The sequence below is a fragment of the Pseudomonas sp. Fl4BN1 genome, from assembly GCF_009908285.1.
In the GTDB taxonomy this organism is placed as follows: Bacteria; Pseudomonadota; Gammaproteobacteria; order Pseudomonadales; family Pseudomonadaceae; genus Aquipseudomonas.
In genome coordinates this window covers 42,518-62,417 of record NZ_JAAARM010000036.1, presented here as the reverse complement: position 1 = coordinate 62,417, position 19,900 = coordinate 42,518, and the positions used below count along the sequence as shown (strand labels likewise).

Here is a 19,900-nt window from a genome sequence, read left to right as displayed (position 1 = left end):
CCCCCCTCCAACGCCCTGCCCGCCGCGCCGGAAATCGCTTCGGGCTACCGCACCGACATGCAGACCCACCATGCCGCCAAGCACATGGCCGCAGCGGCCAACCCGCTGGCGGCCGAGGCCGGGCGCGAAATGCTGCGCCAGGGGGGCTCGGCCATCGACGCGGCGATTGCCATGCAGGCCGTGCTGACCCTGGTGGAGCCGCAGTCCTCGGGGATTGGCGGCGGCGCGATGATCGTGCTCTGGGACGGCAAGGCCGTGCGCACCTATGACGGTCGGGAAACCGCTCCGGCAGGCGCCACCGAGAAGCTCTTCCTGCAAGCCGACGGCACGCCCATGGCCTTTCCCCAGGCGCAGATCGGCGGACGCTCGGTGGGCACTCCAGGCGTGCTGCGGGCCCTGGAAATGGCTCATCAGAAACATGGGCGACTGCCTTGGGCGCAGTTGTTCGAACCGGCGATCCGCCTGGCCGAGCAAGGCTTCGCCATCTCGCCACGGCTGCATACCATGATCAGCGCCGATCCGTTCCTGGCGCGCTCGCCAGACATGGCGGCATACTTCCTGAATGCCGACGGCACGCCAAAAACCGTGGGCACCTTGCTGAAAAATCCACCATTGGCCGCGGTGCTCAAGCGCATCGCCGAGGAAGGCCCGGACGCCCTGTACAAAGGCCCGGTGGCCGCGGAAATCGTCGCCAAGGTCCAGGGCCACGCCAACCCCGGCAGCCTGTCGCTCAATGACCTGCAAGGCTACCGCGCCAAGGAACGCGCGCCGCTGTGCAGCGACTACAAGCGCTGGCAGGTGTGCGGCATGCCGCCGCCCTCTTCCGGCGGCGTGGCGGTGGCGCAGATTCTGGGCACCCTGCAGGCCCTGGAGCAGCGCGACCCGCGCTATGCCCTGGCCAACCTCAAACCACAGAAAACCAACCTGCCCGCAGGCCTTGAACCAGCACCACAAGCGGTGCACCTGATTGCCGAAGCCGAGCGCCTGGCCTATGCCGACCGCGGCCTGTACGTGGCCGACAGCGATTTTGTGCCGGTGCCGGTGGCCGGCCTGATCGCCCCGGCCTACCTGGCTCAGCGCGCCGCGCTGATTGGCGAGCGCAGCATGGGCAAGGCCGAACCGGGCAAACCCCAGGGCATCCAGGTGGCCTACGCACCGGACCGTTCGCCGATGCGCATTTCTACCTCGCAAGTGGTGGCGGTGGATGACCAGGGCGGCGCCGTCTCCATGACCACCACGGTGGAGGCGGCCTTTGGTTCGCACCTGATGGTCCAGGGTTTCATGCTCAACAACCAGATGACCGACTTCTCCTTTATCCCTGAGGAAAACGGCAAGAAGGTGGCCAACCGCGTCGAACCGGGCAAGCGCCCGCGCTCATCCATGGCACCGACCCTGGTCTTCGACCGTGCCAGCGGCGAACTGCTGGCCAGCGTCGGTTCCCCCGGCGGCTCGCAGATCATCGAGTACGTGGCCAAGTCGGTGGTGGGCATGCTCGACTGGAACCTCGACCCACAAGCCGCCGTCGGCCTGCCCAACTTTGGCAGCCGCAATGGCCCCACCGAACTGGAACAGGGCCAGTTCAGCCCGGCGTTGAGACAGGCGTTGCAGGCCCAGGGCCATGAAGTGAACGAGATCGACATGACCAGCGGCACCCAGGCCATCGTTCGCGTGCGCGATGCACAGGGCAAGGCGTCCTGGGCCGGCGGCGCCGATCCTCGGCGTGAAGGGGAAGCGCTGGGGGATTGAAGGCTCTGTGCTGAACCCGAGGGCTGGCCGTGAGGCTGGCCCTTTTTTGTGGGCGGGGAACAACGGCGCTGTATGCAAAATTTTGCGCCGGTCTGTGTCTGACCCGGCCTGGGGATCTGCCCTAGCATCGTCCCTGCCCACGGAGGAACAGACAATGAACGAGATTCCAACCGACCTTGATATCCCGGGCCTGAGCCCACGACACCTGACGCCCCAGGACCTAGAGCTGATCTGCCGCCATCGCCAGGCGATGTTTCTCGATGCGGGTAAGGACCTCTGCACCTTGCAGGTGATGACCGAGCACTTTCGCCCCTGGTTGCGCGAACGCCTGGAGGACGGCCGCTACTACGGCTTCACCCTCATGGACGCCGAGCAGAGCGTGGCCAGCATCGGCCTGATGAGCATCGACTGGCCGCCCCACCCTTCCCATCCGACCCAGGATCAGCGCGGCTATGTGCTCAACGTCTACGTCGAACCGGCCTACCGGCGCCGCGGCCTGGCTGCGGCGCTGATGAAACTGGCGGAGGCCGAGTTCAGCCAGCGCGGGCTGGGCTTTGCCGTGCTGCACGCGACCGAGGCCGGCAAGCCGCTGTACCAGGGGCTGGGTTGGGCGGCGACCAGTGAGATGGCGAAAGTGTTGGAAGGTTGAGTGAACGACTCCGGATCATGGAGCTGCCCTGAGCAGAATCGCCCGGGTTTCAGGTCATGCAAAAGGTGACATCGGGGGCATGGATCACACACAAGAAAACGAATGGGCTGACTGGAGATCAGGACTCCGCTCATTGGAGTTGCAACTCCACGTTCTTAATCTCCAACGCGCCACCGAAAACATTCCAGCGCCTGTTCTGCGCAGAATTGCGAAGGAGATGAGTCATGCCCCTTACTGAAAAAGAGCTATTGGAGCGCGATGCCAAGCGCAATATCGGCCAAGAGCTTCTGGAAGCGATCATCGATGTCAAAGCCCGTCGGCAGGGCCATACCCACAGCATTCCGATCACCAAGGCTGCCGAAGCGCGCGGTAAAACCGGGTTGTCGCAACCCAAATTTGCCCAACTGCTTGGCGTCTCGGTGAGAACCCTTCAGGAGTGGGAGCAAGGTCGGCGCTCGCCTTCCAGAGCTGCCCGTTCATTGCTGCATATCGCGATGCTCAGGCCCGATGTATTTCGTGAGGTGCTGGCACAACCTCTGTAGCCGCTGCCGCAGGCTGCGACAAGGAGCGAAGGGCCTTCGGCGCCAGGGAGATCGCTGCGACCGTTCCGGCCGTTCGCAGCCTGCGGCAGCGGCTACAGGGGCGGTTCACAAAATGTCGCAGTAATACCGTTGCGACTCCCCCTCCTCCAACCTATGGTTCGACCGTCGCTGCAAAATCAGCGAACAGGCTTGGCGGCCTGATAGAATCGAGGCGCAACAGCGCCCCCACCAATCATGCAGGCGCTTTTTTTGCGCCCGCATACCTGCGTTATGGCGGGTTGCGTGGGAGAACCTTCGGGTTCGCCGGTTCCTTGATTCCCGGTCCGCCAATCCTGCGCAATCCGCCACCCTGATCTGCTTGGCGGCAGACGGTGACGGTCCTTCGAATCAAGGAGTCGTGACCATGAACTGCTTCTGCAATCTGTTTCCCCCACACCTCCCGTCACACAAAACCGGAGGTGCCCGATGACCACTCAATCGCCCCTGACCACCCTCGGCGAAATCCGCTTCTCCCAGTGCGGCGAACACCTGCGTCCGCTGTTTCGCGTGAATGCCGATGTGCCGATCAGCGATGCCCTGGAACACGCCTCGGCCCTGTTGCATCTGGCAAAGCAATTCACCCTGGAGGCGGCCATGGAGCCGCGGTTCGACCGCTATGCTTGGGCGGCACACTACCTGGCAGAGATGGGCAAGGCACTGATGGACGACGTGCACGCCACGCTCTCTGCATGACCTGATCGTCACTGAGCCAACGTCGCCTGCGCGGGCAGATCCACCGATCTGCCCGTACGTCGCCTGACTCACTCAGCGACTTGTTTAAGTCCCAGCACGGGACTAGGATCGCGCCATGAGAATTATTGCCGTCAGCCAGTTGAAGGCCTTCTGGGCAAAGCACCCGGATGCAGAACAGCCTCTGCTGGCCTGGATCGATGAAGCAAGGAAGGCAGAGTGGTCCAACCCTGCGCAGATCAAGGATCAGTATCGCAACGCCAGCGTTCTCAAAAGTCGCAGGGTGGTCTTCAACATCAAGGGAAATGAGTATCGACTGATCGTTGCCGTGGCCTATCGCTTCGGCGCGCTCTACATCAAGTTCGTAGGCACCCACCAACAGTACGATGCCATTGATGCCGACAGCGTAGAAATGGAGTAACCCACATGAACATCCGCCCTATCCACACCGACCAGGACTACCGCGCAGCGCTGAAAAGCGTCTCGCCGCTGTTCGACAACGAACCGCAGCCCGGGACGCCTGAAGGCGACTACTTCGATGTCATGATCACCCTGATCGAGGCGTACGAAGCCAAGCAGTTTCCCCTGGACCTGCCCAACCCGATCGAGGCGATCAAGTTCCGCATGGAACAGTCCGGGTTGTCTGCCGCCGACCTGGCGCCCGCCATCGGCCGCACCAACCGCGTCTACGAAGTGCTCAACGGCAAACGCGCGCTGACCCTGCCGATGATCTGGAAACTGCACCAGCTGTTCGGCATTCCCGCCGAGAGCCTGATCAAGCCGACAAAGCCTTCCTGAAGCACACTCGGGGCAGTCACAACGCCTGTAACTACCCCGCTCGCTGGCGATTGTCCATCAGCTCATCCAGCGCATCACAGTTATCGTCAGCCCAGCCATACAGCGCTCTCAAAGGCTCGACAAAGCGCCAACCCAGGGGCGTGAGCGAATACTCCACCATCGGCGGCATCACCTGGAACACCGTGCGCGCCACCAGTCCATCCCTCTCCAGCTCGCGCAGAGTCTGGGTCAGCATCTTCTGCGAGATACCCGGCATGCTGCGCTGCAACTGCCCGGTGCGCAGGGCGCCAAAGCTCAGGCAGTACAGGACCATGGAGGTCCATTTGGTCGACAGCAACGCGTGAATGCGTCGGGGCGGACAGGTCTCCTCGACGATCAGCGGGCCGGTAACGGGAATGGGGGGGAGATCGCTCATGGTTACTTCCACGTGTCTAGGGCACTAAAAAGTGCCTGATTTACAGCCGGGCACTGGCTGCCAATAATTCTAACCAAGCCAAGGGCGATTGCCGCCCAACATTGATTCGAGGTTTGAATATGTCTTTGCCTACCACCATGCGCGCCCTAGTGCTGCACGATTACGCCAGCGGTCAGCTGATTGAACAGCAACTGCCCGTGCCCAAGGCCGGCCCGGGTGAGGTACTGGTGCGCGTTGTGGCCAGCGGGGTCAATCCGATCGACTACAAGATCCGCACCGGCAACGCGCCTTACGCCATGCCCGAGCTCCCAGCCATCATCGGCACCGACCTGGCGGGCGTGGTCGAAGCACTCGGCGCTGGCGTCACCTGCTTCAGCATCGGCGATGAAGTCTACGGCCTCACCGGCGGCGTGCGCGGCCTGCAGGGCTCACTGGCACAGTACGCAGCAGTGGATGCCCAACTGCTGGCCCACAAGCCGCGCAATATCAGCCTGCGGCAGGCGGCGGCGATGCCACTGGTATTTCTCACGGCCTGGGAAGGCTTGGTGGATCGGGCCAAGGTCGGCGCCGGGCACAAGGTGCTGGTGCATGGCGGTGCCGGCGGTGTCGGCCATGCGGCGGTGCAGATTGCCCGCTCACTGGGGGCCGAGGTATTTGCTACGGTGTCGGCAGGCAAGCGCAGCATCGTCGAAGGCTATGGTGCAACGGCCATCGACTATCGCACCGGCAGCGTCGCTGATTATGTCGCAGCCCATACCGCTGGCGCAGGTTTTGACGTGATCTACGATACGGTTGGCGGCGCCAGCCTGGATGCTTCCTTCGAGGCCATTGCCCCTTACGGCCACATCGCCAGTTGCGCAGCCTTTGGTCAGCACAGCCTGGCGGCCGGCTCCTTGCGTTGCATGACCTTGTCCGGAGTCTTCGTACTGCTGCCGATGCTCAGCGGAAACGGCCGGGCTCATCATGGCGAGATTCTCAAGGCGGCGGCGCAGATGGTGGAGCAAGGCCAATTCGTCCCCCTGCTGGACGAGCAACGCTACGCCCTGGCTGAGGCCCACGCCGCCCATGACGCAGTGCAGCAAGGCAAGGCGCTGGGCAAAGTGGTTATCGATATCGCCTGACACCAGCGGCTGCCGCAGGCCGAGGCCACTCGGAGGATCAGCCTCGAACCTCAAGAACGACGCCCGCTACGCTGCCGATCATCTTCGGCAGCCGCTGCTCCGGCGAACGCTTCCTCGGCCCTGCGCACCTGGAAAGTGTAGTGCAGCGGTATCTCCCGCTGAATGCTTGAAACGCCCGACGGGCAGGCACACCAGCACGCTACCGCTGGTCTGCGCCTGCTCATCCAGCGCTGCCTGTCAGCAAAAGTACCTCGGATACCGCTATGCTCTGCTGCCATTCCCAGGTTACCGAGCGAAGGCCCGATGAGTTTCCAGGCAGAAATGTTGAAGCAGATTGCGGGTATCCGTCATGAGTTCTCGACCGTGGGCGCCCCCGTACCGGCCAACCTGTTCTTCTGCTCTCAGATCCACAGCGGCGAAGTCGTGGAAGCCAGCACCACCTTGCCCAGCGGAATCATTCGCGGCGATGCGGTGTTTACCCGTTCAACCCGGCCGATTGCGGTCGTCACCGCCGACTGCCTGCCGCTGCTGATCAGCAGCGACGACAGCTCCTGGGTGGCCGCGGTACATGGCGGCTGGAAAGGCCTGCACGGCGGGATTATCGACAATGTGCTACAACACTTCGCCAGCAAGGGCATCACCCCACGCCAGTTGCGGGTGGCCATCGGCCCGTCGATCAAACCCTGCTGCTATGAAGTCAGCGCCGATTTCATCGATACCCTGTCCGCCACTCAGGATCCGCTGTGGCCTGCTGCGCAGGCGCCCTGGAGTCGCCAGCAGCCGGCCCCGCTCCTGCCCCCACAGATTCCTCCACCACAACCGACCCAGGCTGACTCCCTGTGGTTCGACCTGAGCCGCTACGCCGTGTACCTGCTGAATGCCGCCGGCATCAACGATGAACAGATCGAAATCAGCGAGCTGTGCACCTACTGCTCGACCCCAACCCTGGCCAGCTATCGCCGGCGCGGGCACCGGGGTGAAGCGAAAGCCTTCCAGTATTCGTGGATCGGCCGGACAGCCGTTTCATGATCAAAAGAGCCGCCCGACTGCGCTAGGCTTGCCGCCCAAGCTGCGCTAACCTTGCCGCCTTCCCCCTCAGACCCAACCCATGGAGTGCCCGTGTCTGACAATCTCTATGCCCCACCCCAGGCGGATCTAGTCGCCCCTTCGGCGCACGCAGCACCACAACCGTTCTATGTGGTGTCCAAGGCCAAGTTCCTGACCCTGTACATCCTCACCTTCGGTATCTACCAGCTGTATTGGGCCTACAGGAACTGGCATCAGTTCAGGCACGCCAGCGGCCAGGAACTGTGGCCGGTAGCCCGGGCGTTCTTCGCCATCTTCTTCACCCATGCGCTGTACCGAGAAGCCGACGCGATACTCAAGCGCGACGGTCGCAGCCATGACTGGCGGCCCGGTGAGCTGGCGACCCTGTTTGTGGTGGGGTTGATCGTCAATAACGTGATTGATGCCCTGTCGCGCAAGAACATCGGCTACCCGGTGACCGACATCGCCAGCCTGGCGCTGCTGCCGGTGCTGGCGTGGATCACCTGGCTGGGCCAGCGCGGCCTGAATGCCGCCGCCGGCGATCTCGAAGGCCGCAGCAACGCCCGCTTCACGCCGATCAACTATGTGTTCATCGTGCTCGGGGCGCTGCTGCTGGCACTGGCGTGCATCGGGGTGATGCTGCCGCCGGAGTGAGCCGCAAGACTCAGGCGCTGACGTAGACCCAGGCTTCGATCCCGGACGCCAGGCTCACGCTGACCCGCTTGTAGTCCGAGACCTCATAGCTGTCGGCCGCCGCCAGCTCCTGCGGGGTGATCTGAAAGACCATGCCGGCAATTGGCGCACTGTCCGCCGAACCCGGGCGCAGGATCGGGTGATGGGTCTTGCCACTGGTGGCCAGCACCTCGGGGTCGGTGATCTCGACCCAGTGCTGGTCATAGCCGAGCATGGCGTCGGCGCTGCCGCTCAACTCACGGCCGAAGTTGGCAATCTGGACTGCCTTGTCCTGCAGGGTGCCGTAGGAAAAAAGATAAATCGTTGCTTCGGTTGCCACACTCATTCGTCACATCCTGAACCATGGTGATCCGCTTCAGCGGTTGATTTTCAAAGCCTGCCGCTCGGCATGACGCTCCAACGCCAGTTCGATCAGACGGCTGACCAGCTCGCTATAGGTCATGCCAGCGGCCTGCCAGAGTTTGGGGTACATGCTGATCCGAGTGAACCCTGGCAACGAGTTGATTTCGTTGATCAGGACTTCGCCACTGTCGGTGAGGAACACATCGACCCGGGCCAGACCGGAACAACCCAGTACCTGGAAAGCTTCGATGGCCAGGGCGCGGATCCGCTCGCTGTGCTCAACACTGATGTGCGCCGGCACCACCACCTGCGCCGCCTGTTCATCGATGTACTTGCTGTCGTAGGAATAGAAGCCGTTGCCAAGCACGATTTCGCCGCAGCCGCTGGCTGTCGGCTGATCGTTACCCAACACCGCACACTCGATCTCCCGGCCGTTGATGGCCGACTCCACCAGCACCTTGTGGTCGTAGTCCAGAGCCAGCTTCACCGCTGCCAGGTAATCGACTTCGTTGTCGGCCTTGCTCACACCCACCGACGATCCCTGATTGGCCGGCTTGATGAACAGCGGCAGGCCGAGCTTTTCCACCGCTTGGGCAAAATTCGTACGCGCCGCCGTGGCCCGGGTCAGGGTGATGAACGGGGTCACCGCCAGCCCGGCATCACGCAGCAGGCGCTTGCTGATGTCCTTGTCCATGCACACCGCCGAACCCAGCACATCAGAGCCCACGAATGGCAGGTCGGCCATGCGCAGCAGGCCCTGCAGGCAGCCATCTTCGCCGAGGGTGCCGTGGACGATCGGAAAGATCACATCGACGTGCCCGAGCATCTCCTGGCTGGAGGTCTCCACCAGTTGCTGACTGGCCTTGCCCGGCACCACCGCCAGTTCGCGGTTGGACTGGTTGAGGGCGATCAACGCCGGATTGTCCTGATTGAGCAAAAAGTTCGAAGTGTCGTTGAGGTGCCAGTGCCCCTGCTTGTCGATGCCGATCAGCACCGGCTCGAAGCGCGAGCGATCCAGGGCATCGACGATATTGCGCGCCGACTGCAGCGACACTTCGTGCTCGGCCGAACGGCCACCAAAAATAATCCCGACCCGCAACTTGCTCATGACTGGTTCCCGTTTGAAAAATGATCGCTGATGACGCTAGGTTTCAGCGAGGGCTGTAGCGCAGATGGATCAGCGCCACCCGCTCCTGTTCCTTGTTCTTGCGCTCTTCGATAGCGAACGGCACAAAGCCCAGCTTCGGATAGAGCAGCAACCCCGCCACGTTGCTGTTGAAGCAGGACAGGGTCACCTCGCTGGCCTGGTGCTTGCTGCAGGCGATGTGGATCATCTGCCCGATCAGTTGCGCCGCCAGGCCTGCACCGCGCACCTCTGGGTCGACGATGACATTGCCGATGGTGCAAGTGCCGCCGTTGGCCCAGTGGTAGAAGTTGGCAAAACCCACTACCTGCCCGTCACGCTCGATCACCGTCGAGTCGCTGCGCTGGGCGATGGAGTCGCGCAACTGCTCGGGGGTCAGCGGCCAGGTGGCGGCGGGAAAGAAGAAATACAACTCCTGGGGAGTGCCCACGAAATTGCAGATCCGCGGAATGTCGGCGTCTGCCACCGGGCGAAAAGTAACAGCCATGTTCAGTCTCCTGATACGGGGACGGGTCGTCCTTGTTGGGGTTTAGATCCTGGCCAGCGCAAGGCGCTGGCCATTCAACGGTTGGCCAGCAGATGCCCGCCAAACAGCACATAACAGCCACCGGCCAGGCGGTCCAGCCATCGACGGGCCCGGGCATAGAACCCGGCCACCCGGCTGCTGGCGAAAAACAGCGCCACGCAGCAGTACCAGGACAGCGACAGGCCGGCCATGGTCAGCACCGCCAGCCCCAGCAACAGCGGCGGTGGGGAGGCCGGCATCGAAGTGGCAAAGATCGTGGCCACGAACAGCGCCGACTTGGGGTTGGTCATGTTGCCGAGAAAGCCCAGCCGGTAGGCCGAGAACAGGCTGCGCGAAGCATGGGCCACGCCATCGGCGGTTGGGGTGTCCAGGGCCGGCTTGCGCTGGAACTGCTTGAGCCCCAGGTAGATCAGGTAACAGCCACCGGCGACCTTGAACAACACAAACAGCGCCGGCGCCGCGCTGAACAGCGACTTGATGCCCAAGCCTCCCGCCAGCCCCCAGAGCACGGTGCCGCTGGCCACCCCCAGGGCCGCGAACAGGCCATGGCGCCGCGAACAGCCCGCCGCCAGTTGTGCGGTGGTGAAAAAGTTCGGTCCGGGGGTGATCACCGCCACGCTCCAGAGCAGGGCCAGCGACAACAGCGGAGCGAGATAAACCAGGTGTGAGGCGTGCATGAGTGCAGGTGACCGTGAAGAGGGGCTGGGGGCTGACGCTACTCCACTCGCGCCCGCTCAGGCAACCGCCGATGGGGCCCGCAACTATGCTCAAGGAACCGGCAGCAACGTTGCAGGAGAGCAATCATGAAAGGCTATCTGGTGATTTTCTTCACTCAGCAGAACCGTCGCTACCACGGCAAGATGCTCGGCGACTGGGTGGTCGACCTGGCCCGGCAGATGGGCCTGCGCGGCGCTACGCTGTCCACCGCCATCGAAGGCTTCGGTCACTCCGGGCACCTGCACTCGGCGCATTTCTTCGAGCTGGCCGACCAGCCCCTGGAGATTCGCCTGGCCATCAGCGAAGCGGAATCGCAGCAGCTGTTCGAGCGCTTGCAGGGCGAAGACTTTTCGCTGTTCTACATCAAGGCGCCCATCGAACTCGGCCACCTGGGCAAACAGGCCCCGGGCACCGGGCCCGATGCTGCGTGAGCCCTGGAGCAAGACAGCCAGCGCGCCCCTGAGTTAACGTACGGCCCTTGGTTTCATCCATCAGGACCGTTCCATGGCCAAACCCGCAGCTGTCACCGACTGGGTTCACCGCGCGCCGCCCGCCCGGGGCCTGGAGCGCATCGAGGCGTATTTCGCCGGCCATGGCTATGACATGCACCGCCACGATACCTACGCCATCGGCCGCACCCTGCGCGGGGTGCAGAGTTTCCAGTACCGCGGCGGCTGGCGCCACAGCCTGCCGGGCGCAACCATGGTCCTGCACCCCGATGAGGCCCACGATGGCGAAGCCGGCACCGGCGACGGTTTTCACTACCGCATGCTGTACGTCGAGCCGGCACTGATCCAGCAGATCCTCGGCGGCCAGCCGTTGCCATTCATTGCCGGCGGCCTGTCCGATGATCCGCGACTGTTCGCCGCCACCGAGGCCTTGTTGCGCAGCCTCGACAACCCCCTGGACCCGCTGGAACAGGAGGACGCCCTGTTCGATCTGAGCCACGCCCTGAGGCGCGTCGGTGGCGTCACCGTGCCCCGGCAGCGCTTCGACTATGTGGCGGCCGAGCGCGCCAGGGAATACATCCACAGTGCCCTGGATCGCACCATCACCCTGGACGAACTGGCCGCCCACAGCGAACGCGATCGCTGGAGCCTGTCCCGGGATTTTCGCCTGCTGTTCGGCACCAGCCCCTATCGCTACCTGAGCATGCGTCGCCTGGACCTGGTGCGTGCCCTGCTGGTACAGGGCCAACCCCTGGCCAGCGCGGCGCTGATGGCAGGCTTTGCCGACCAGAGCCACATGACCCGGCAATTTCGCCAGGCCTTCGGTCTGCCGCCGGCACGCTGGTTGAAGATGCTCGGCCGCTGAGTCACGCACAATCGTTCAAGAATCCACCACCGCTGGCTGTTTACCCTCACGGCTCATTCATCACTGATGTGGAGCCACCCATGCACAGCCCCGCTGCCCCTACTGCGCAACGCACCTACAAGAGCATCAACTTCGCCCAGAAACTCGGCCTGTTCAGCGAACACTGGACGCCCAAGGTGATTGCCGAGATGAACAACTACCAGTTCAAGATCTCCAAGCTGCAAGGGGAGTTCGTCTGGCACTGCCACGCCGACACCGACGAAACCTTCATCGTCCTCGACGGCCAGTTGCACATCGATTTTCGTGACGGCCAGGTGTCCATCGGCAGCGGTGAGATGTTCGTGGTGCCCAAGGGGATCGAGCACAAGCCCTGGTCCGAGCAGGAGGTCAAGCTGCTGCTGATCGAACCCAAGGGCGTGCTCAATACCGGCGACCTGGGTGGCGAGCGCACGGCGCAGAACGATGTCTGGATCTGATCCCCAGGCCTGAACCTGTCAGGCGGAAAAAGGAGTTTCTGCCTCGCTGGCGATGTCAGCCCCTCTGATAGCCATATGGCGGTGCAAAAAGCCCGACCAAGTGAGCTTCTGATCTTTCTGTGCGATTGCGCAGAAGGTATTGCCGAAGACCAACTGCCGCCTGTTTTCGATCGCGACTGGCCCCTCAAGGAAAGCAACCCCAACGGCACTGGCCTGGGCCTGTACATCAGCCGAGGCATCGTCGAAGCCACGGCGACAAGATCCAGGCATTGAGTGAAGCAGGCACAGGCAGCGCGTTCCGCTTCAGCGTGCCCCGCGCCCGCTGCTGAGCCAAAACCCCGGGACTCGCCACAACGTCCCGGGCCACTCACTCAGCACATTGCGCCACCAGCCAGTCATGAAACAGCTGGCCACTGGCGGACAGTCGCTTGTGCCGCACGTGCACCAGGAAATCTGCCTGGCCGGTGCGGAACGCCCACGCGCCCACTCGCTGCAACTCGCCCTGGGCAACCAACTGATTGGCCATGAAATCCCAGCCCAGGCCGACCCCCATGCCCTGCTGCACCGCGCTGAACATCAGGGTCAGTTGGTTGAAGCCCATGGCACCCGGCGCTGCGCTGTAGTCCAGGCCGAAATGGCGGAACCAGTCCCGCCAGTCAATGCAGTTCCATGCCGAGGCATCCAGCTGGATCAGTGGCAGCTCGGTCAACTGTGCCAGCTCGCTGACAGCGGGCAGTGCCAGGTGCCGACTGACGATGGGGTAGACGATCTCGGCGAACAATGGCGTCGCCGCCAGGGACGACCAGTGCCCGGCGCCATAGAGAATGGCGAAGTCATGCTCGGCCACGCTGGACTCGTCCATGTCGTTGTTGGCGTGAATGCTCACGGTGATGTCTGGGTGCTGCTTGTTGAACGCCAGCAACCGCGGGAACAGCCAGAACTGCGCCACCGCGTGGGTGCACTGCACAGTAATGGTGTTGGCGTCGCGCCCGGCCCGCAGACGGCTGACGCTGCGCAGCAAGGCCTCCAACTGAGTGCTGACCTCGGCAAACAGCGAGGCGCCGCTGGCCGTGAGTTTCACTCCTCGGGCCTGACGCTCGAACAGTTCGGTTTTCAGCGACAGTTCCAGGGCACGGATCTGTTTGCTCACCGCGCTCTGGGTCAAGCACAGCTCGGTGGCGGCGCGGGTGAAGCTGGCGTTGCGGCCAACTGCCTCAAAGGTCACCAGGGTTTCCAGCGGCGGTAGATGGCGAGCGAAGCGACTCACAAGATATTCCCCAGGAGAATAGGTAGTTGCCTATATATCCTTTGTCCACCCGCTCAGCAATGGCTAGCCTGCGCACCTTGATGAATCGCTGTGAGTGTGTGTGCATGAAACGCGGAGTTGCTTATGCCGCCCTGGCCGGTGCGGTCTGGGGCCTGGCCATTGTGGTGCCCAGCCTGCTGCCGGAGTTCAGTCCGCTGATGCTCAGTTGCGCCCGCTTCACCCTGTACGGTGCATTCTCCCTGCTCCTGGCTGCACCTCAGGCCCGAGAGCTGCTGCAACGCCTGACCTGGGGCGACGCCGCACTGCTGATGAAGCTGGCACTGACCGGCAACCTGATCTATTTCATGCTCCTGGCCAGTGCCATCCAATGGGCCGGCGTGGCCAGCACCGCGCTGATCGTCGGCCTGTTGCCGCTGACCATCACCCTGGCCGGACGCGGTGATGCCGACGCCGTGCCGTTGCGTCGGCTGCGCTGGCCGTTGCTGCTGGTGTTCAGCGGGATCTGCTGCATCAATCTCGACACTCTGCTTATCGCGCAAAGTGACTCGACGGAACTTGGCCAGCGCGCGCTGGGCCTGCTCTGTGCCTTCGGCGCCCTGCTGTGCTGGACCTGGTTCGCCACCGACAACGCCCGCTACCTGAAGAGCAGCCGCTTCAACAGCAGCCAGTGGTCAACCCTGTGGGGCATCACCACCGGCCTGATGAGCGCTCTGGTCTGGCTGCTGGCCAAGGGCTTTGCACTGCCGGGCACCCAGGTCGAGGCCAGCGATCAGCGCTGGATGCTGTTCTGGGGCCTGAGCCTGTCCAGCGCGGTGCTTGGCTCGTGGTTCGGCAATCGCATGTGGAATGCCTCGACCCGGCGCCTGCCGCTGACCCTGAGCGGCCAGTTGATCGTGTTCGAGACCCTGTTCGCCCTGCTCTACGGCTTCATCTGCCTGCAGCATCTGCCCAGCCTGCTGCAAAGCACCGCCGCGCTGCTGTTGCTGGCCGGGGTCCTGTGGGCCGTGCGTCGCCACCTGCCGCAACCCCATTGCTAGGCACTTCAGCCTTGGACCGCGGAACAGACCGGCAACGCCGCTGGACCGCGGGGCAAGCGCAACGCCAGCAGGGCCCCAAGCAAGGCCAGCAGGGCACTGGCGGCGGTAGCGATCTCGATGCCATAAGCCTGGTTGCCAGTGGGGCTCAAGGTGTTGGCCAGGGACACCAACAGCGCCAGCCCCAAGGCTCCGCCGATCTGCTGGCTGGTGGACGCCACGCCCGCCGCCCCCCCTTGCTCGGCAGCGGCAATGCCCTGCCCGGCCGAAACCCACATCGCGGTCCAGGTCATGCCCTGGCCGATGCTCATGATCACGATACCCGGCAGCAGGCCGACAAATCCGCTACTGCCGGGCAGCGCCAGGTACATCATGCCGATCCCCAGGGCACCGGCCAGCAAACCGCTGACCAGGGTCACCCGCAGGCCAAAACGCAGCAGCGCCCGTTCCGCCACCCAGATGCCCAGCGTGCAGAGCAGGGTCGAGGGCAGGAACGCCAAGCCGCTCTGCAACACACTGAACTGGTAAACCTGCTGGAAATACAGACTGAGGAAGTAGTACTGCACGCCGAAACTGCTCATAAACAGCGCGGTAATCACCATGGCCATGCGCAGCTGTGGATAACTCAGCAGACGCAATGGCATCAGTGGATCGCGGCTGCGCTGCTCCAGCAGGACAAACAGCCCGAGCAACGCCAGGGACAATCCCAGGCAAGCCAGGGTCGCCGGCGCGCTCCAGCCCCACTCCGGGCCCTGGACAATGGAAAACACCAACAGCGTGCCACCCAGGGTCACGGTCAATGCACCTCGCAGGTCGAACTGGCGTCCGCGCTGGCGCAGCGGGTCGGCGGGAATCCAGCGCCGAGCCAACAGCGCACAAGCACCGGCCAGCGGCACGTTGACCAGGAACACCGCTTCCCAGCCCCAGTACTGGGTCAGCACGCCGCCCAGCAAGGCGCCCAGAGCCAGCCCCGCTGCCGAGGCCGCGCTCCACACCGCAAAGGCGCGATTACGTGCCGGGCCTTCGGCGTACCAGGTGTTGATCAGGGCCAGGGTCGCCGGGAAGAGCATCGCTCCGCCAACGCCCTGCACCGCACGCGCCAGCACCAGCAACAGCGCGCTACCGCCCAAGCCTCCAGCCAGGGATGCCAGGGCATACAGCGACTGGCCAACGATGTAAAAACGGCGCTTGCCCAGCAGGTCTGCCGCGCGCCCACCCAGCAGCAGGAAACCGCCGAAGGCCACGCTGTAGGCGCTGACCACCCACTGCAGTTGCTGGGCGGAAAAACCCAGGCGGTTGCCGATTTCCGGCAACGCGACAAAGACGATGGTGGCGTCCAGGGCGATGATCAATTGCGCGGTGGCCAGCAGTAACAGCATCCAGCCCGACGGCTTGGCTAATGGGGTCGCGGACATCGCGAAAATCCTTGTCTGGAAAATAACCGGTCGCCAGTTTCATCCATGCTGTTTAAATGATAAACACGCCATTCACTCTTTCAGTAATGACTTTAATCATGGATCTGAACGCCCTTCGCCTACTGGTACGCGTGGCCGAAACCCGCAGTTTCACTCGGGCCGCCGGGGACCTGGGGTTGACCCAGTCCGGACTGTCCCGGGCCATTTCCCGCCTGGAACAGCAGCTCGGCGTACGCCTGCTGCAACGCAATACCCGCAGCGTCAGCCTGACCCCGGACGGCCAGGTGCTGGTGGACCGTGCCGGGCCGCTGCTGGCGGAACTGGCCCACACCGAAAACCTGTTGCGGGACCGCCGCGACTCCCCCAGCGGTGTGCTGAAGATCAGTACACCGTCGCTGTTCGGGCGCAAGGTGGTGATGCCAGTGATAGGCCAACTGATGGACCTGTACCCTGCGTTGAGCATCGAGGCGGTGATGACCGACCGGGTGGTGGACATCGTTGACGAAGGCTTCGATGCGGTGGTGCGCACTGGAGTGATCCAGGACCAGCGCCTGATTGCCCGAGCCCTGGCGCCGTTGCGCTGGGTCACAGTGGCGGCACCGGCCTACCTGGAACGCCATGGCACGCCGCAGCGGCTGGCCGATCTGCAGCGGCACAACTGCCTGACGGTGCGTAACCTGCGCAGCGGCCGGCTGGTGGACTGGCAGTTCATGGACCAGGGCAAGCCCCTGGACCTGGCCGTCCAGGGGCGCCTGATCTTCGACATCGGCGATGCTCTGGTGGACGCAGTACTCGGCGGTTTCGGCATCGCCCAGTTGATGGAGTTCGCGGTGCGCGAGGCCCTCGACGACGGCCATTTGGTCCCGGTTCTCCAAGCCCATGACGGGCGCTGTCGGGAGCTGTCGCTGGTCTATCCGCCGTCGCGCCAGTGCTCACCGAAACTGACCGCCTTCGCCGACGCCCTGGGGCAGATGAGCTGGTAAACAACCCTCAGGCGGGCTGGACGCTTTCGGCTTGCAGAGCCTGGGGCACACTCAACAGACGGAACCGGGCAACTGAGCAGCAGCATTCGGGAGAAACTACAGCCGCACCCGCTGCACCAGAAAATCGATGAACACCCGCACCCGGGACGGCACATGACCACCCTGCCCCACATAGAGTGCGTAGAAGCTTTCCACCGGGGACTGGTTGAACGCTTCCAGGACCGGCACCAGGCGCCCCGCTGCCAGGTCGTCGACGATGGTGAAGGCCGCCAGTTGTGCCAACCCGACACCGTGCAGCGCCAGGTGGCGCAGCGCTTCGCCGTCGCTGGCCTGCACCCGGCCAAGGGGTTGCACCAGGGTGTGCTGGCCATCGACGCCCAAGCGCCAGCCCGGCAACGCCCGGGCATAGTCGAAGCCGAGCAACGTGTGCCGGGACAGATCGTCCGGGGTCTGCGGCGTACCGCGAGCGGCCAGATAAACCGGGGAGCCGACGATGATGCCGCGGGTTTCCCCTAGCCTGCGGGCAATCAGTTGCGAGTCCAACAGCGGCCCGGTACGAATCGCCACGTCAGTCTGTTCACTGAGGAGGTCCACCAGCGCGTCGCTGTGGACCATGTCCAAAGATACCGCCGGGTACCGTTGAAGGAACTCCGCCACCAAGGGCGCCAGTACATGCAGGCCGAAGGACGCGCTGGTGTTGACCCGCACTCGGCCGATGGGCTCCCGGCCACTGCTGGCCTCACCTTCCACCTCACGCAAGTCGGCCAGCAGGCGCACGCTGTTCTCGTAGAAGCCCCGGCCCTCGGGGGTCAGTTGCAACTGGCGGGTGGAGCGATTGAGCAAGCGCACGCCCAGGCGCGCTTCAAGGCGGGCCAACAGCTTGCTGACCGAGGAAGGGGTCACGCGCCGCAGCCGCGCAGCCGCCGACAGGCCCCCGCACTCCACCACGTTGACGAAGGTTTCCATCTCGGCAAACCGGTTGGTCTCGCTGCCCGCCATATGAATTCAACTCACAGATGCTGTTCCGGCAGGCAGTCTATTTCACTCATGGGCACGACTCTATGCTGGCGATCCTTTCATTCGAGGTATCTCCCATGAGCGTTTCACTCTCCCCGGCCCGTCACTTGCTGGTCATTGGCGGCTATGGCGTGGTCGGCACCGCAGTGGTCGACCTGATGACCAAGACCCCAGGCTGGCAACTGACCACCGCCGCCCGGCGCAGCCCGCCAGCAAGCCTGCTTGACGGCAGCCCGGCCCCGGCGCACATCCGCGTCGATCTGCTGGATGCCGCCAGCACCCAACAGGCCTTTGCCGATCTGGCCAGCGTCACCGACCTGGTGTTCTGCGCCTACAGTGAGCGTGAAAGCATGGCCGCCAGCGTCGCGCCGAACCTGGCAATGCTCGATCACAGCCTCAAGGCCCTGGGTCAGGCCGGAGCGAAGCTGCAGCAGGTGGTGCTGATCGGCGGCGGCAAATCCTATGGCGAACACCTGGGCCCCTATAAGACCCCGGCCAAGGAAAGCGACCCGCGCTTCATGGGACCGATCTTCTACAACGACCAGGAGGACTTGCTGTGGCGCACAGCCGAGCGTGAAGGTTTTGCCTGGACCGTGCTGCGCCCGGACGGAGTCATGGGGCCCAGCCTCAACTCACCGATGAACATCCTCACCGGTATCGCCAGCTTCGCCGCCATCAGTCAGGCCCTGCGCCTGCCGCTGCGTTTTCCCGGCAGCCTGGAGGCCTGGACGGCCTTGCACCAGGCCACCGATTCCAGGGTGTTGGCCGACGCGGTGTTGTGGGCCCTGACGACAGCGAATGCCCGGCAACAGGTGTTCAACGTCACCAACGGCGATCATTTTCGCTGGCAGCAGTTGTGGCCGCAGATCGCCGGTTTCTTCGGCCTGGACAGCGCCGCGCCACAGCCGATGAACCTCGGGGTACAGATGGCGGACAAGGCGCCGCTGTGGGCCGCGATTGTCGACGCTCACGACCTGCGTCAAACACCCTTGGAACAGATCGCCGCGTGGCCCTTCGTCGACGGCTGGCTCAACGCCGGCTACGACATGGTGCAGAGCACCATCAAGATCCGCCAGGCCGGCTTTAGCGGCTGCATCGACAGCCACCAGAGCGTCCTCGAGCAGTTGCAGCGCCTGCGCGACTACCGGCTGATTCCCTGATTCAGGACGCGCCGTCCAGGGGTAGCTGGCGACCGTCCACGGCGCCGCCGATGGTCAGGAAATGCCCGCCTGCCACATGGTGCAAGGTGCGCAGCGGGTCCTGCCCGTCGAAGTGCCAGCGGCCCTCGCTGAACACCCGGGTATCGGCCTGGGCGGCAATCACTTCGCCGAGGAACAGGTCGTACTGCTGGTGGTTGTGCGGCTCGGGCAGCAGCCGGCATTCCAGCCACGCCACGCAGCCTTCCAGCAATGGTGCTTGAAGCGCCTCGCCGGCAAAGCTGGCAAGACCGTAGGCGGCGAATTTGTCACGGCCGGCCTGGCTCAGCTCCAGCCCGGAACTGTTGCCCACGCTCTGCACGATATCGGCCTGGGCGGCGCAGGGCACGTTGAGCACGAAGGTGCCCGAAGCCTCCAGCAGTTGCCGGGTCCAGGTGGACTTGTCGAGCACCACGGCGACTTTCGGCGGCAGGAAATCCAGAGGCATGGCCCAGGCGGCGGCCATGATGTTGCGCTGCCCGCCATGGGCGGCGCTGACCAGCACCGTAGGGCCGTGATTGAGCAAACGGTAAGCCTTGTCCAGAGGAACCGGACGACGAAATGCGGGCATGGCTGGCTCCTGAAAAAAATCCGATTGTAGTCCTTCCGAGGCGCCTGAATACGCCTTGATTAGGCGGACTTCCTGGATAAAGCGTCCAGCCGGCAGTGGCTTATCCAGGCCACAGCAGACACTAGACTCATCCCTCCCCTACTGTTGAAGGACCTGCG

24 protein-coding genes and 1 pseudogene are annotated in these 19,900 nt (G+C 63.8%); 16 read left to right on the top strand and 9 right to left on the bottom strand.

What is annotated here, in order from left to right:
- The 6 genes from ggt to GV818_RS28095 all read left to right on the top strand — a co-directional run.
- A partial coding sequence (ggt, locus tag GV818_RS28120) for a gamma-glutamyltransferase (protein WP_161778089.1) occupies window positions 1-1,746 on the top strand: 1,746 nt, incomplete at its 5' end.
- A 154-nt stretch (window positions 1,747-1,900) separates the two neighbouring features.
- Window positions 1,901-2,395, top strand: a complete 495-nt coding sequence (locus tag GV818_RS28115) for a GNAT family N-acetyltransferase (RefSeq protein ID WP_161778088.1) — start codon at window positions 1,901-1,903, stop codon at window positions 2,393-2,395.
- A 224-nt stretch (window positions 2,396-2,619) separates the two neighbouring features.
- The gene (locus GV818_RS28110) at window positions 2,620-2,937 is read left to right on the top strand and encodes a helix-turn-helix domain-containing protein (RefSeq protein ID WP_161756839.1); all 318 of its coding nucleotides are present in this window, start codon (window positions 2,620-2,622) and stop codon (window positions 2,935-2,937) included.
- A 465-nt stretch (window positions 2,938-3,402) separates the two neighbouring features.
- Entirely contained in the window at window positions 3,403-3,669 is a 267-nt protein-coding gene (locus GV818_RS28105) for a DUF3077 domain-containing protein (protein WP_161778087.1), read from the top strand.
- Between the two features lie 115 nt (window positions 3,670-3,784).
- Window positions 3,785-4,087 (top strand): type II toxin-antitoxin system HigB family toxin, encoded by a 303-nt coding sequence (locus GV818_RS28100; RefSeq protein ID WP_161778086.1) that lies wholly within the window; start codon window positions 3,785-3,787, stop codon window positions 4,085-4,087.
- A 5-nt stretch (window positions 4,088-4,092) separates the two neighbouring features.
- A complete protein-coding gene (locus GV818_RS28095) occupies window positions 4,093-4,464 on the top strand; it encodes a helix-turn-helix domain-containing protein (RefSeq protein WP_161756842.1) in 372 nt (123 codons plus the stop codon).
- A 31-nt stretch (window positions 4,465-4,495) separates the two neighbouring features.
- Here GV818_RS28095 and GV818_RS28090 read toward each other — a convergent pair whose 3' ends face one another.
- Window positions 4,496-4,879 (bottom strand): winged helix-turn-helix transcriptional regulator, encoded by a 384-nt coding sequence (locus GV818_RS28090; RefSeq protein ID WP_161756843.1) that lies wholly within the window; start codon window positions 4,877-4,879, stop codon window positions 4,496-4,498.
- A 119-nt stretch (window positions 4,880-4,998) separates the two neighbouring features.
- Here GV818_RS28090 and GV818_RS28085 point away from each other — a divergent pair, with 119 nt between their 5' ends.
- The 3 genes from GV818_RS28085 to GV818_RS28075 all read left to right on the top strand — a co-directional run bounded on the left by GV818_RS28085 (window position 4,999) and on the right by GV818_RS28075 (window position 7,701).
- Window positions 4,999-6,000, top strand: coding sequence for a zinc-dependent alcohol dehydrogenase family protein (locus GV818_RS28085; RefSeq protein WP_161778085.1), 1,002 nt, complete (start codon window positions 4,999-5,001; stop codon window positions 5,998-6,000).
- Between the two features lie 303 nt (window positions 6,001-6,303).
- Window positions 6,304-7,029 (top strand): polyphenol oxidase family protein, encoded by a 726-nt coding sequence (locus tag GV818_RS28080; protein ID WP_161756845.1) that lies wholly within the window; start codon window positions 6,304-6,306, stop codon window positions 7,027-7,029.
- A 90-nt stretch (window positions 7,030-7,119) separates the two neighbouring features.
- Complete coding sequence (locus GV818_RS28075) at window positions 7,120-7,701, top strand: hypothetical protein (RefSeq protein ID WP_161778084.1); 582 nt, start codon at window positions 7,120-7,122, stop codon at window positions 7,699-7,701.
- 10 nt (window positions 7,702-7,711) lie between these two features.
- On the opposite strand, the gene GV818_RS28070 is transcribed toward GV818_RS28075, so the two are convergent.
- The 4 genes from GV818_RS28070 to GV818_RS28055 all read right to left on the bottom strand — a co-directional run bounded on the left by GV818_RS28070 (window position 7,712) and on the right by GV818_RS28055 (window position 10,429).
- A complete protein-coding gene (locus tag GV818_RS28070) occupies window positions 7,712-8,065 on the bottom strand; it encodes a gamma-glutamylcyclotransferase family protein (protein ID WP_161756847.1) in 354 nt (117 codons plus the stop codon).
- A gap of 30 nt (window positions 8,066-8,095) precedes the next feature.
- Window positions 8,096-9,190, bottom strand: coding sequence for a D-alanine--D-alanine ligase (gene ddlA / locus GV818_RS28065; protein WP_161756848.1), 1,095 nt, complete (start codon window positions 9,188-9,190; stop codon window positions 8,096-8,098).
- Window positions 9,191-9,233: 43 nt separating this feature from the next.
- Window positions 9,234-9,713 (bottom strand): GNAT family N-acetyltransferase, encoded by a 480-nt coding sequence (locus GV818_RS28060; RefSeq protein ID WP_161778083.1) that lies wholly within the window; start codon window positions 9,711-9,713, stop codon window positions 9,234-9,236.
- A gap of 74 nt (window positions 9,714-9,787) precedes the next feature.
- Entirely contained in the window at window positions 9,788-10,429 is a 642-nt protein-coding gene (locus tag GV818_RS28055; RefSeq protein WP_161778082.1) for a LysE family translocator, read from the bottom strand.
- A 126-nt stretch (window positions 10,430-10,555) separates the two neighbouring features.
- Here GV818_RS28055 and GV818_RS28050 point away from each other — a divergent pair, with 126 nt between their 5' ends.
- From GV818_RS28050 to GV818_RS35180, 4 genes and pseudogenes are all read left to right on the top strand, one after another.
- Window positions 10,556-10,900 (top strand): DUF190 domain-containing protein, encoded by a 345-nt coding sequence (locus GV818_RS28050; RefSeq protein ID WP_161756851.1) that lies wholly within the window; start codon window positions 10,556-10,558, stop codon window positions 10,898-10,900.
- A gap of 73 nt (window positions 10,901-10,973) precedes the next feature.
- Window positions 10,974-11,783, top strand: a complete 810-nt coding sequence (locus tag GV818_RS28045; RefSeq protein WP_161756852.1) for an AraC family transcriptional regulator — start codon at window positions 10,974-10,976, stop codon at window positions 11,781-11,783.
- Between the two features lie 80 nt (window positions 11,784-11,863).
- The gene (locus tag GV818_RS28040; RefSeq protein WP_161778081.1) at window positions 11,864-12,259 is read left to right on the top strand and encodes a cupin domain-containing protein; all 396 of its coding nucleotides are present in this window, start codon (window positions 11,864-11,866) and stop codon (window positions 12,257-12,259) included.
- A gap of 123 nt (window positions 12,260-12,382) precedes the next feature.
- Window positions 12,383-12,588 (top strand): annotated as a pseudogene (locus GV818_RS35180) (sensor histidine kinase); the annotation flags it as partial.
- Between the two features lie 38 nt (window positions 12,589-12,626).
- Here GV818_RS35180 and GV818_RS28035 read toward each other — a convergent pair.
- Window positions 12,627-13,526, bottom strand: coding sequence for a LysR substrate-binding domain-containing protein (locus tag GV818_RS28035; protein ID WP_161778080.1), 900 nt, complete (start codon window positions 13,524-13,526; stop codon window positions 12,627-12,629).
- Window positions 13,527-13,630: 104 nt separating this feature from the next.
- Between GV818_RS28035 and GV818_RS28030 the strand changes: the two genes are divergently transcribed.
- On the top strand, window positions 13,631-14,563 hold the full coding sequence (locus GV818_RS28030; protein WP_161756855.1) for a DMT family transporter: 933 nt from the start codon (window positions 13,631-13,633) through the stop codon (window positions 14,561-14,563).
- A 5-nt stretch (window positions 14,564-14,568) separates the two neighbouring features.
- On the opposite strand, the gene GV818_RS28025 is transcribed toward GV818_RS28030, so the two are convergent.
- Entirely contained in the window at window positions 14,569-15,975 is a 1,407-nt protein-coding gene (locus GV818_RS28025; RefSeq protein WP_161778079.1) for an MFS transporter, read from the bottom strand.
- Window positions 15,976-16,073: 98 nt separating this feature from the next.
- On the opposite strand from GV818_RS28025, the gene GV818_RS28020 reads away from it, so the two are divergent.
- Window positions 16,074-16,958 carry a LysR family transcriptional regulator gene (locus tag GV818_RS28020; protein ID WP_161756857.1) on the top strand — a complete coding sequence of 295 codons (885 nt, stop codon included), beginning with the start codon at window positions 16,074-16,076 and terminating at the stop codon, window positions 16,956-16,958.
- A gap of 96 nt (window positions 16,959-17,054) precedes the next feature.
- Here the strand turns inward: GV818_RS28020 and GV818_RS28015 are convergent, their stop codons facing one another.
- On the bottom strand, window positions 17,055-17,957 hold the full coding sequence (locus GV818_RS28015; RefSeq protein WP_161756858.1) for a LysR family transcriptional regulator: 903 nt from the start codon (window positions 17,955-17,957) through the stop codon (window positions 17,055-17,057).
- Window positions 17,958-18,052: 95 nt separating this feature from the next.
- Here GV818_RS28015 and GV818_RS28010 point away from each other — a divergent pair, with 95 nt between their 5' ends.
- Window positions 18,053-19,135, top strand: coding sequence for an SDR family oxidoreductase (locus GV818_RS28010; protein ID WP_256679543.1), 1,083 nt, complete (start codon window positions 18,053-18,055; stop codon window positions 19,133-19,135).
- A gap of 1 nt (window position 19,136) precedes the next feature.
- On the opposite strand, the gene GV818_RS28005 is transcribed toward GV818_RS28010, so the two are convergent.
- The gene (locus tag GV818_RS28005) at window positions 19,137-19,742 is read right to left on the bottom strand and encodes a flavin reductase family protein (RefSeq protein WP_161778078.1); all 606 of its coding nucleotides are present in this window, start codon (window positions 19,740-19,742) and stop codon (window positions 19,137-19,139) included.
- Window positions 19,743-19,900 lie beyond the last annotated feature (158 nt).

What these genes read in the sequence shown, in the direction of transcription:
- ddlA (WP_161756848.1), bottom strand. Translation starts at nt 9,190, where the DNA reads ATGAGCAAGTTGCGGGTCGGGATTATTTTTGGTGGCCGTTCGGCCGAG.
- GV818_RS28045 (WP_161756852.1), top strand. Translation starts at nt 10,974, where the DNA reads ATGGCCAAACCCGCAGCTGTCACCGACTGGGTTCACCGCGCGCCGCCC.
- GV818_RS28080 (WP_161756845.1), top strand. Translation starts at nt 6,304, where the DNA reads ATGAGTTTCCAGGCAGAAATGTTGAAGCAGATTGCGGGTATCCGTCAT.
- GV818_RS28030 (WP_161756855.1), top strand. Translation starts at nt 13,631, where the DNA reads ATGAAACGCGGAGTTGCTTATGCCGCCCTGGCCGGTGCGGTCTGGGGC.
- GV818_RS28100 (WP_161778086.1), top strand. Translation starts at nt 3,785, where the DNA reads ATGAGAATTATTGCCGTCAGCCAGTTGAAGGCCTTCTGGGCAAAGCAC.
- GV818_RS28050 (WP_161756851.1), top strand. Translation starts at nt 10,556, where the DNA reads ATGAAAGGCTATCTGGTGATTTTCTTCACTCAGCAGAACCGTCGCTAC.
- GV818_RS28095 (WP_161756842.1), top strand. Translation starts at nt 4,093, where the DNA reads ATGAACATCCGCCCTATCCACACCGACCAGGACTACCGCGCAGCGCTG.
- GV818_RS28060 (WP_161778083.1), bottom strand. Translation starts at nt 9,713, where the DNA reads ATGGCTGTTACTTTTCGCCCGGTGGCAGACGCCGACATTCCGCGGATC.
- GV818_RS28070 (WP_161756847.1), bottom strand. Translation starts at nt 8,065, where the DNA reads ATGAGTGTGGCAACCGAAGCAACGATTTATCTTTTTTCCTACGGCACC.
- GV818_RS28115 (WP_161778088.1), top strand. Translation starts at nt 1,901, where the DNA reads ATGAACGAGATTCCAACCGACCTTGATATCCCGGGCCTGAGCCCACGA.
- GV818_RS28005 (WP_161778078.1), bottom strand. Translation starts at nt 19,742, where the DNA reads ATGCCCGCATTTCGTCGTCCGGTTCCTCTGGACAAGGCTTACCGTTTG.
- GV818_RS28085 (WP_161778085.1), top strand. Translation starts at nt 4,999, where the DNA reads ATGTCTTTGCCTACCACCATGCGCGCCCTAGTGCTGCACGATTACGCC.
- GV818_RS28105 (WP_161778087.1), top strand. Translation starts at nt 3,403, where the DNA reads ATGACCACTCAATCGCCCCTGACCACCCTCGGCGAAATCCGCTTCTCC.
- GV818_RS28055 (WP_161778082.1), bottom strand. Translation starts at nt 10,429, where the DNA reads ATGCACGCCTCACACCTGGTTTATCTCGCTCCGCTGTTGTCGCTGGCC.
- GV818_RS28090 (WP_161756843.1), bottom strand. Translation starts at nt 4,879, where the DNA reads ATGAGCGATCTCCCCCCCATTCCCGTTACCGGCCCGCTGATCGTCGAG.
- GV818_RS28020 (WP_161756857.1), top strand. Translation starts at nt 16,074, where the DNA reads ATGGATCTGAACGCCCTTCGCCTACTGGTACGCGTGGCCGAAACCCGC.
- GV818_RS28015 (WP_161756858.1), bottom strand. Translation starts at nt 17,957, where the DNA reads ATGGCGGGCAGCGAGACCAACCGGTTTGCCGAGATGGAAACCTTCGTC.
- GV818_RS28010 (WP_256679543.1), top strand. Translation starts at nt 18,053, where the DNA reads ATGAGCGTTTCACTCTCCCCGGCCCGTCACTTGCTGGTCATTGGCGGC.
- GV818_RS28025 (WP_161778079.1), bottom strand. Translation starts at nt 15,975, where the DNA reads ATGTCCGCGACCCCATTAGCCAAGCCGTCGGGCTGGATGCTGTTACTG.
- GV818_RS28110 (WP_161756839.1), top strand. Translation starts at nt 2,620, where the DNA reads ATGCCCCTTACTGAAAAAGAGCTATTGGAGCGCGATGCCAAGCGCAAT.
- GV818_RS28040 (WP_161778081.1), top strand. Translation starts at nt 11,864, where the DNA reads ATGCACAGCCCCGCTGCCCCTACTGCGCAACGCACCTACAAGAGCATC.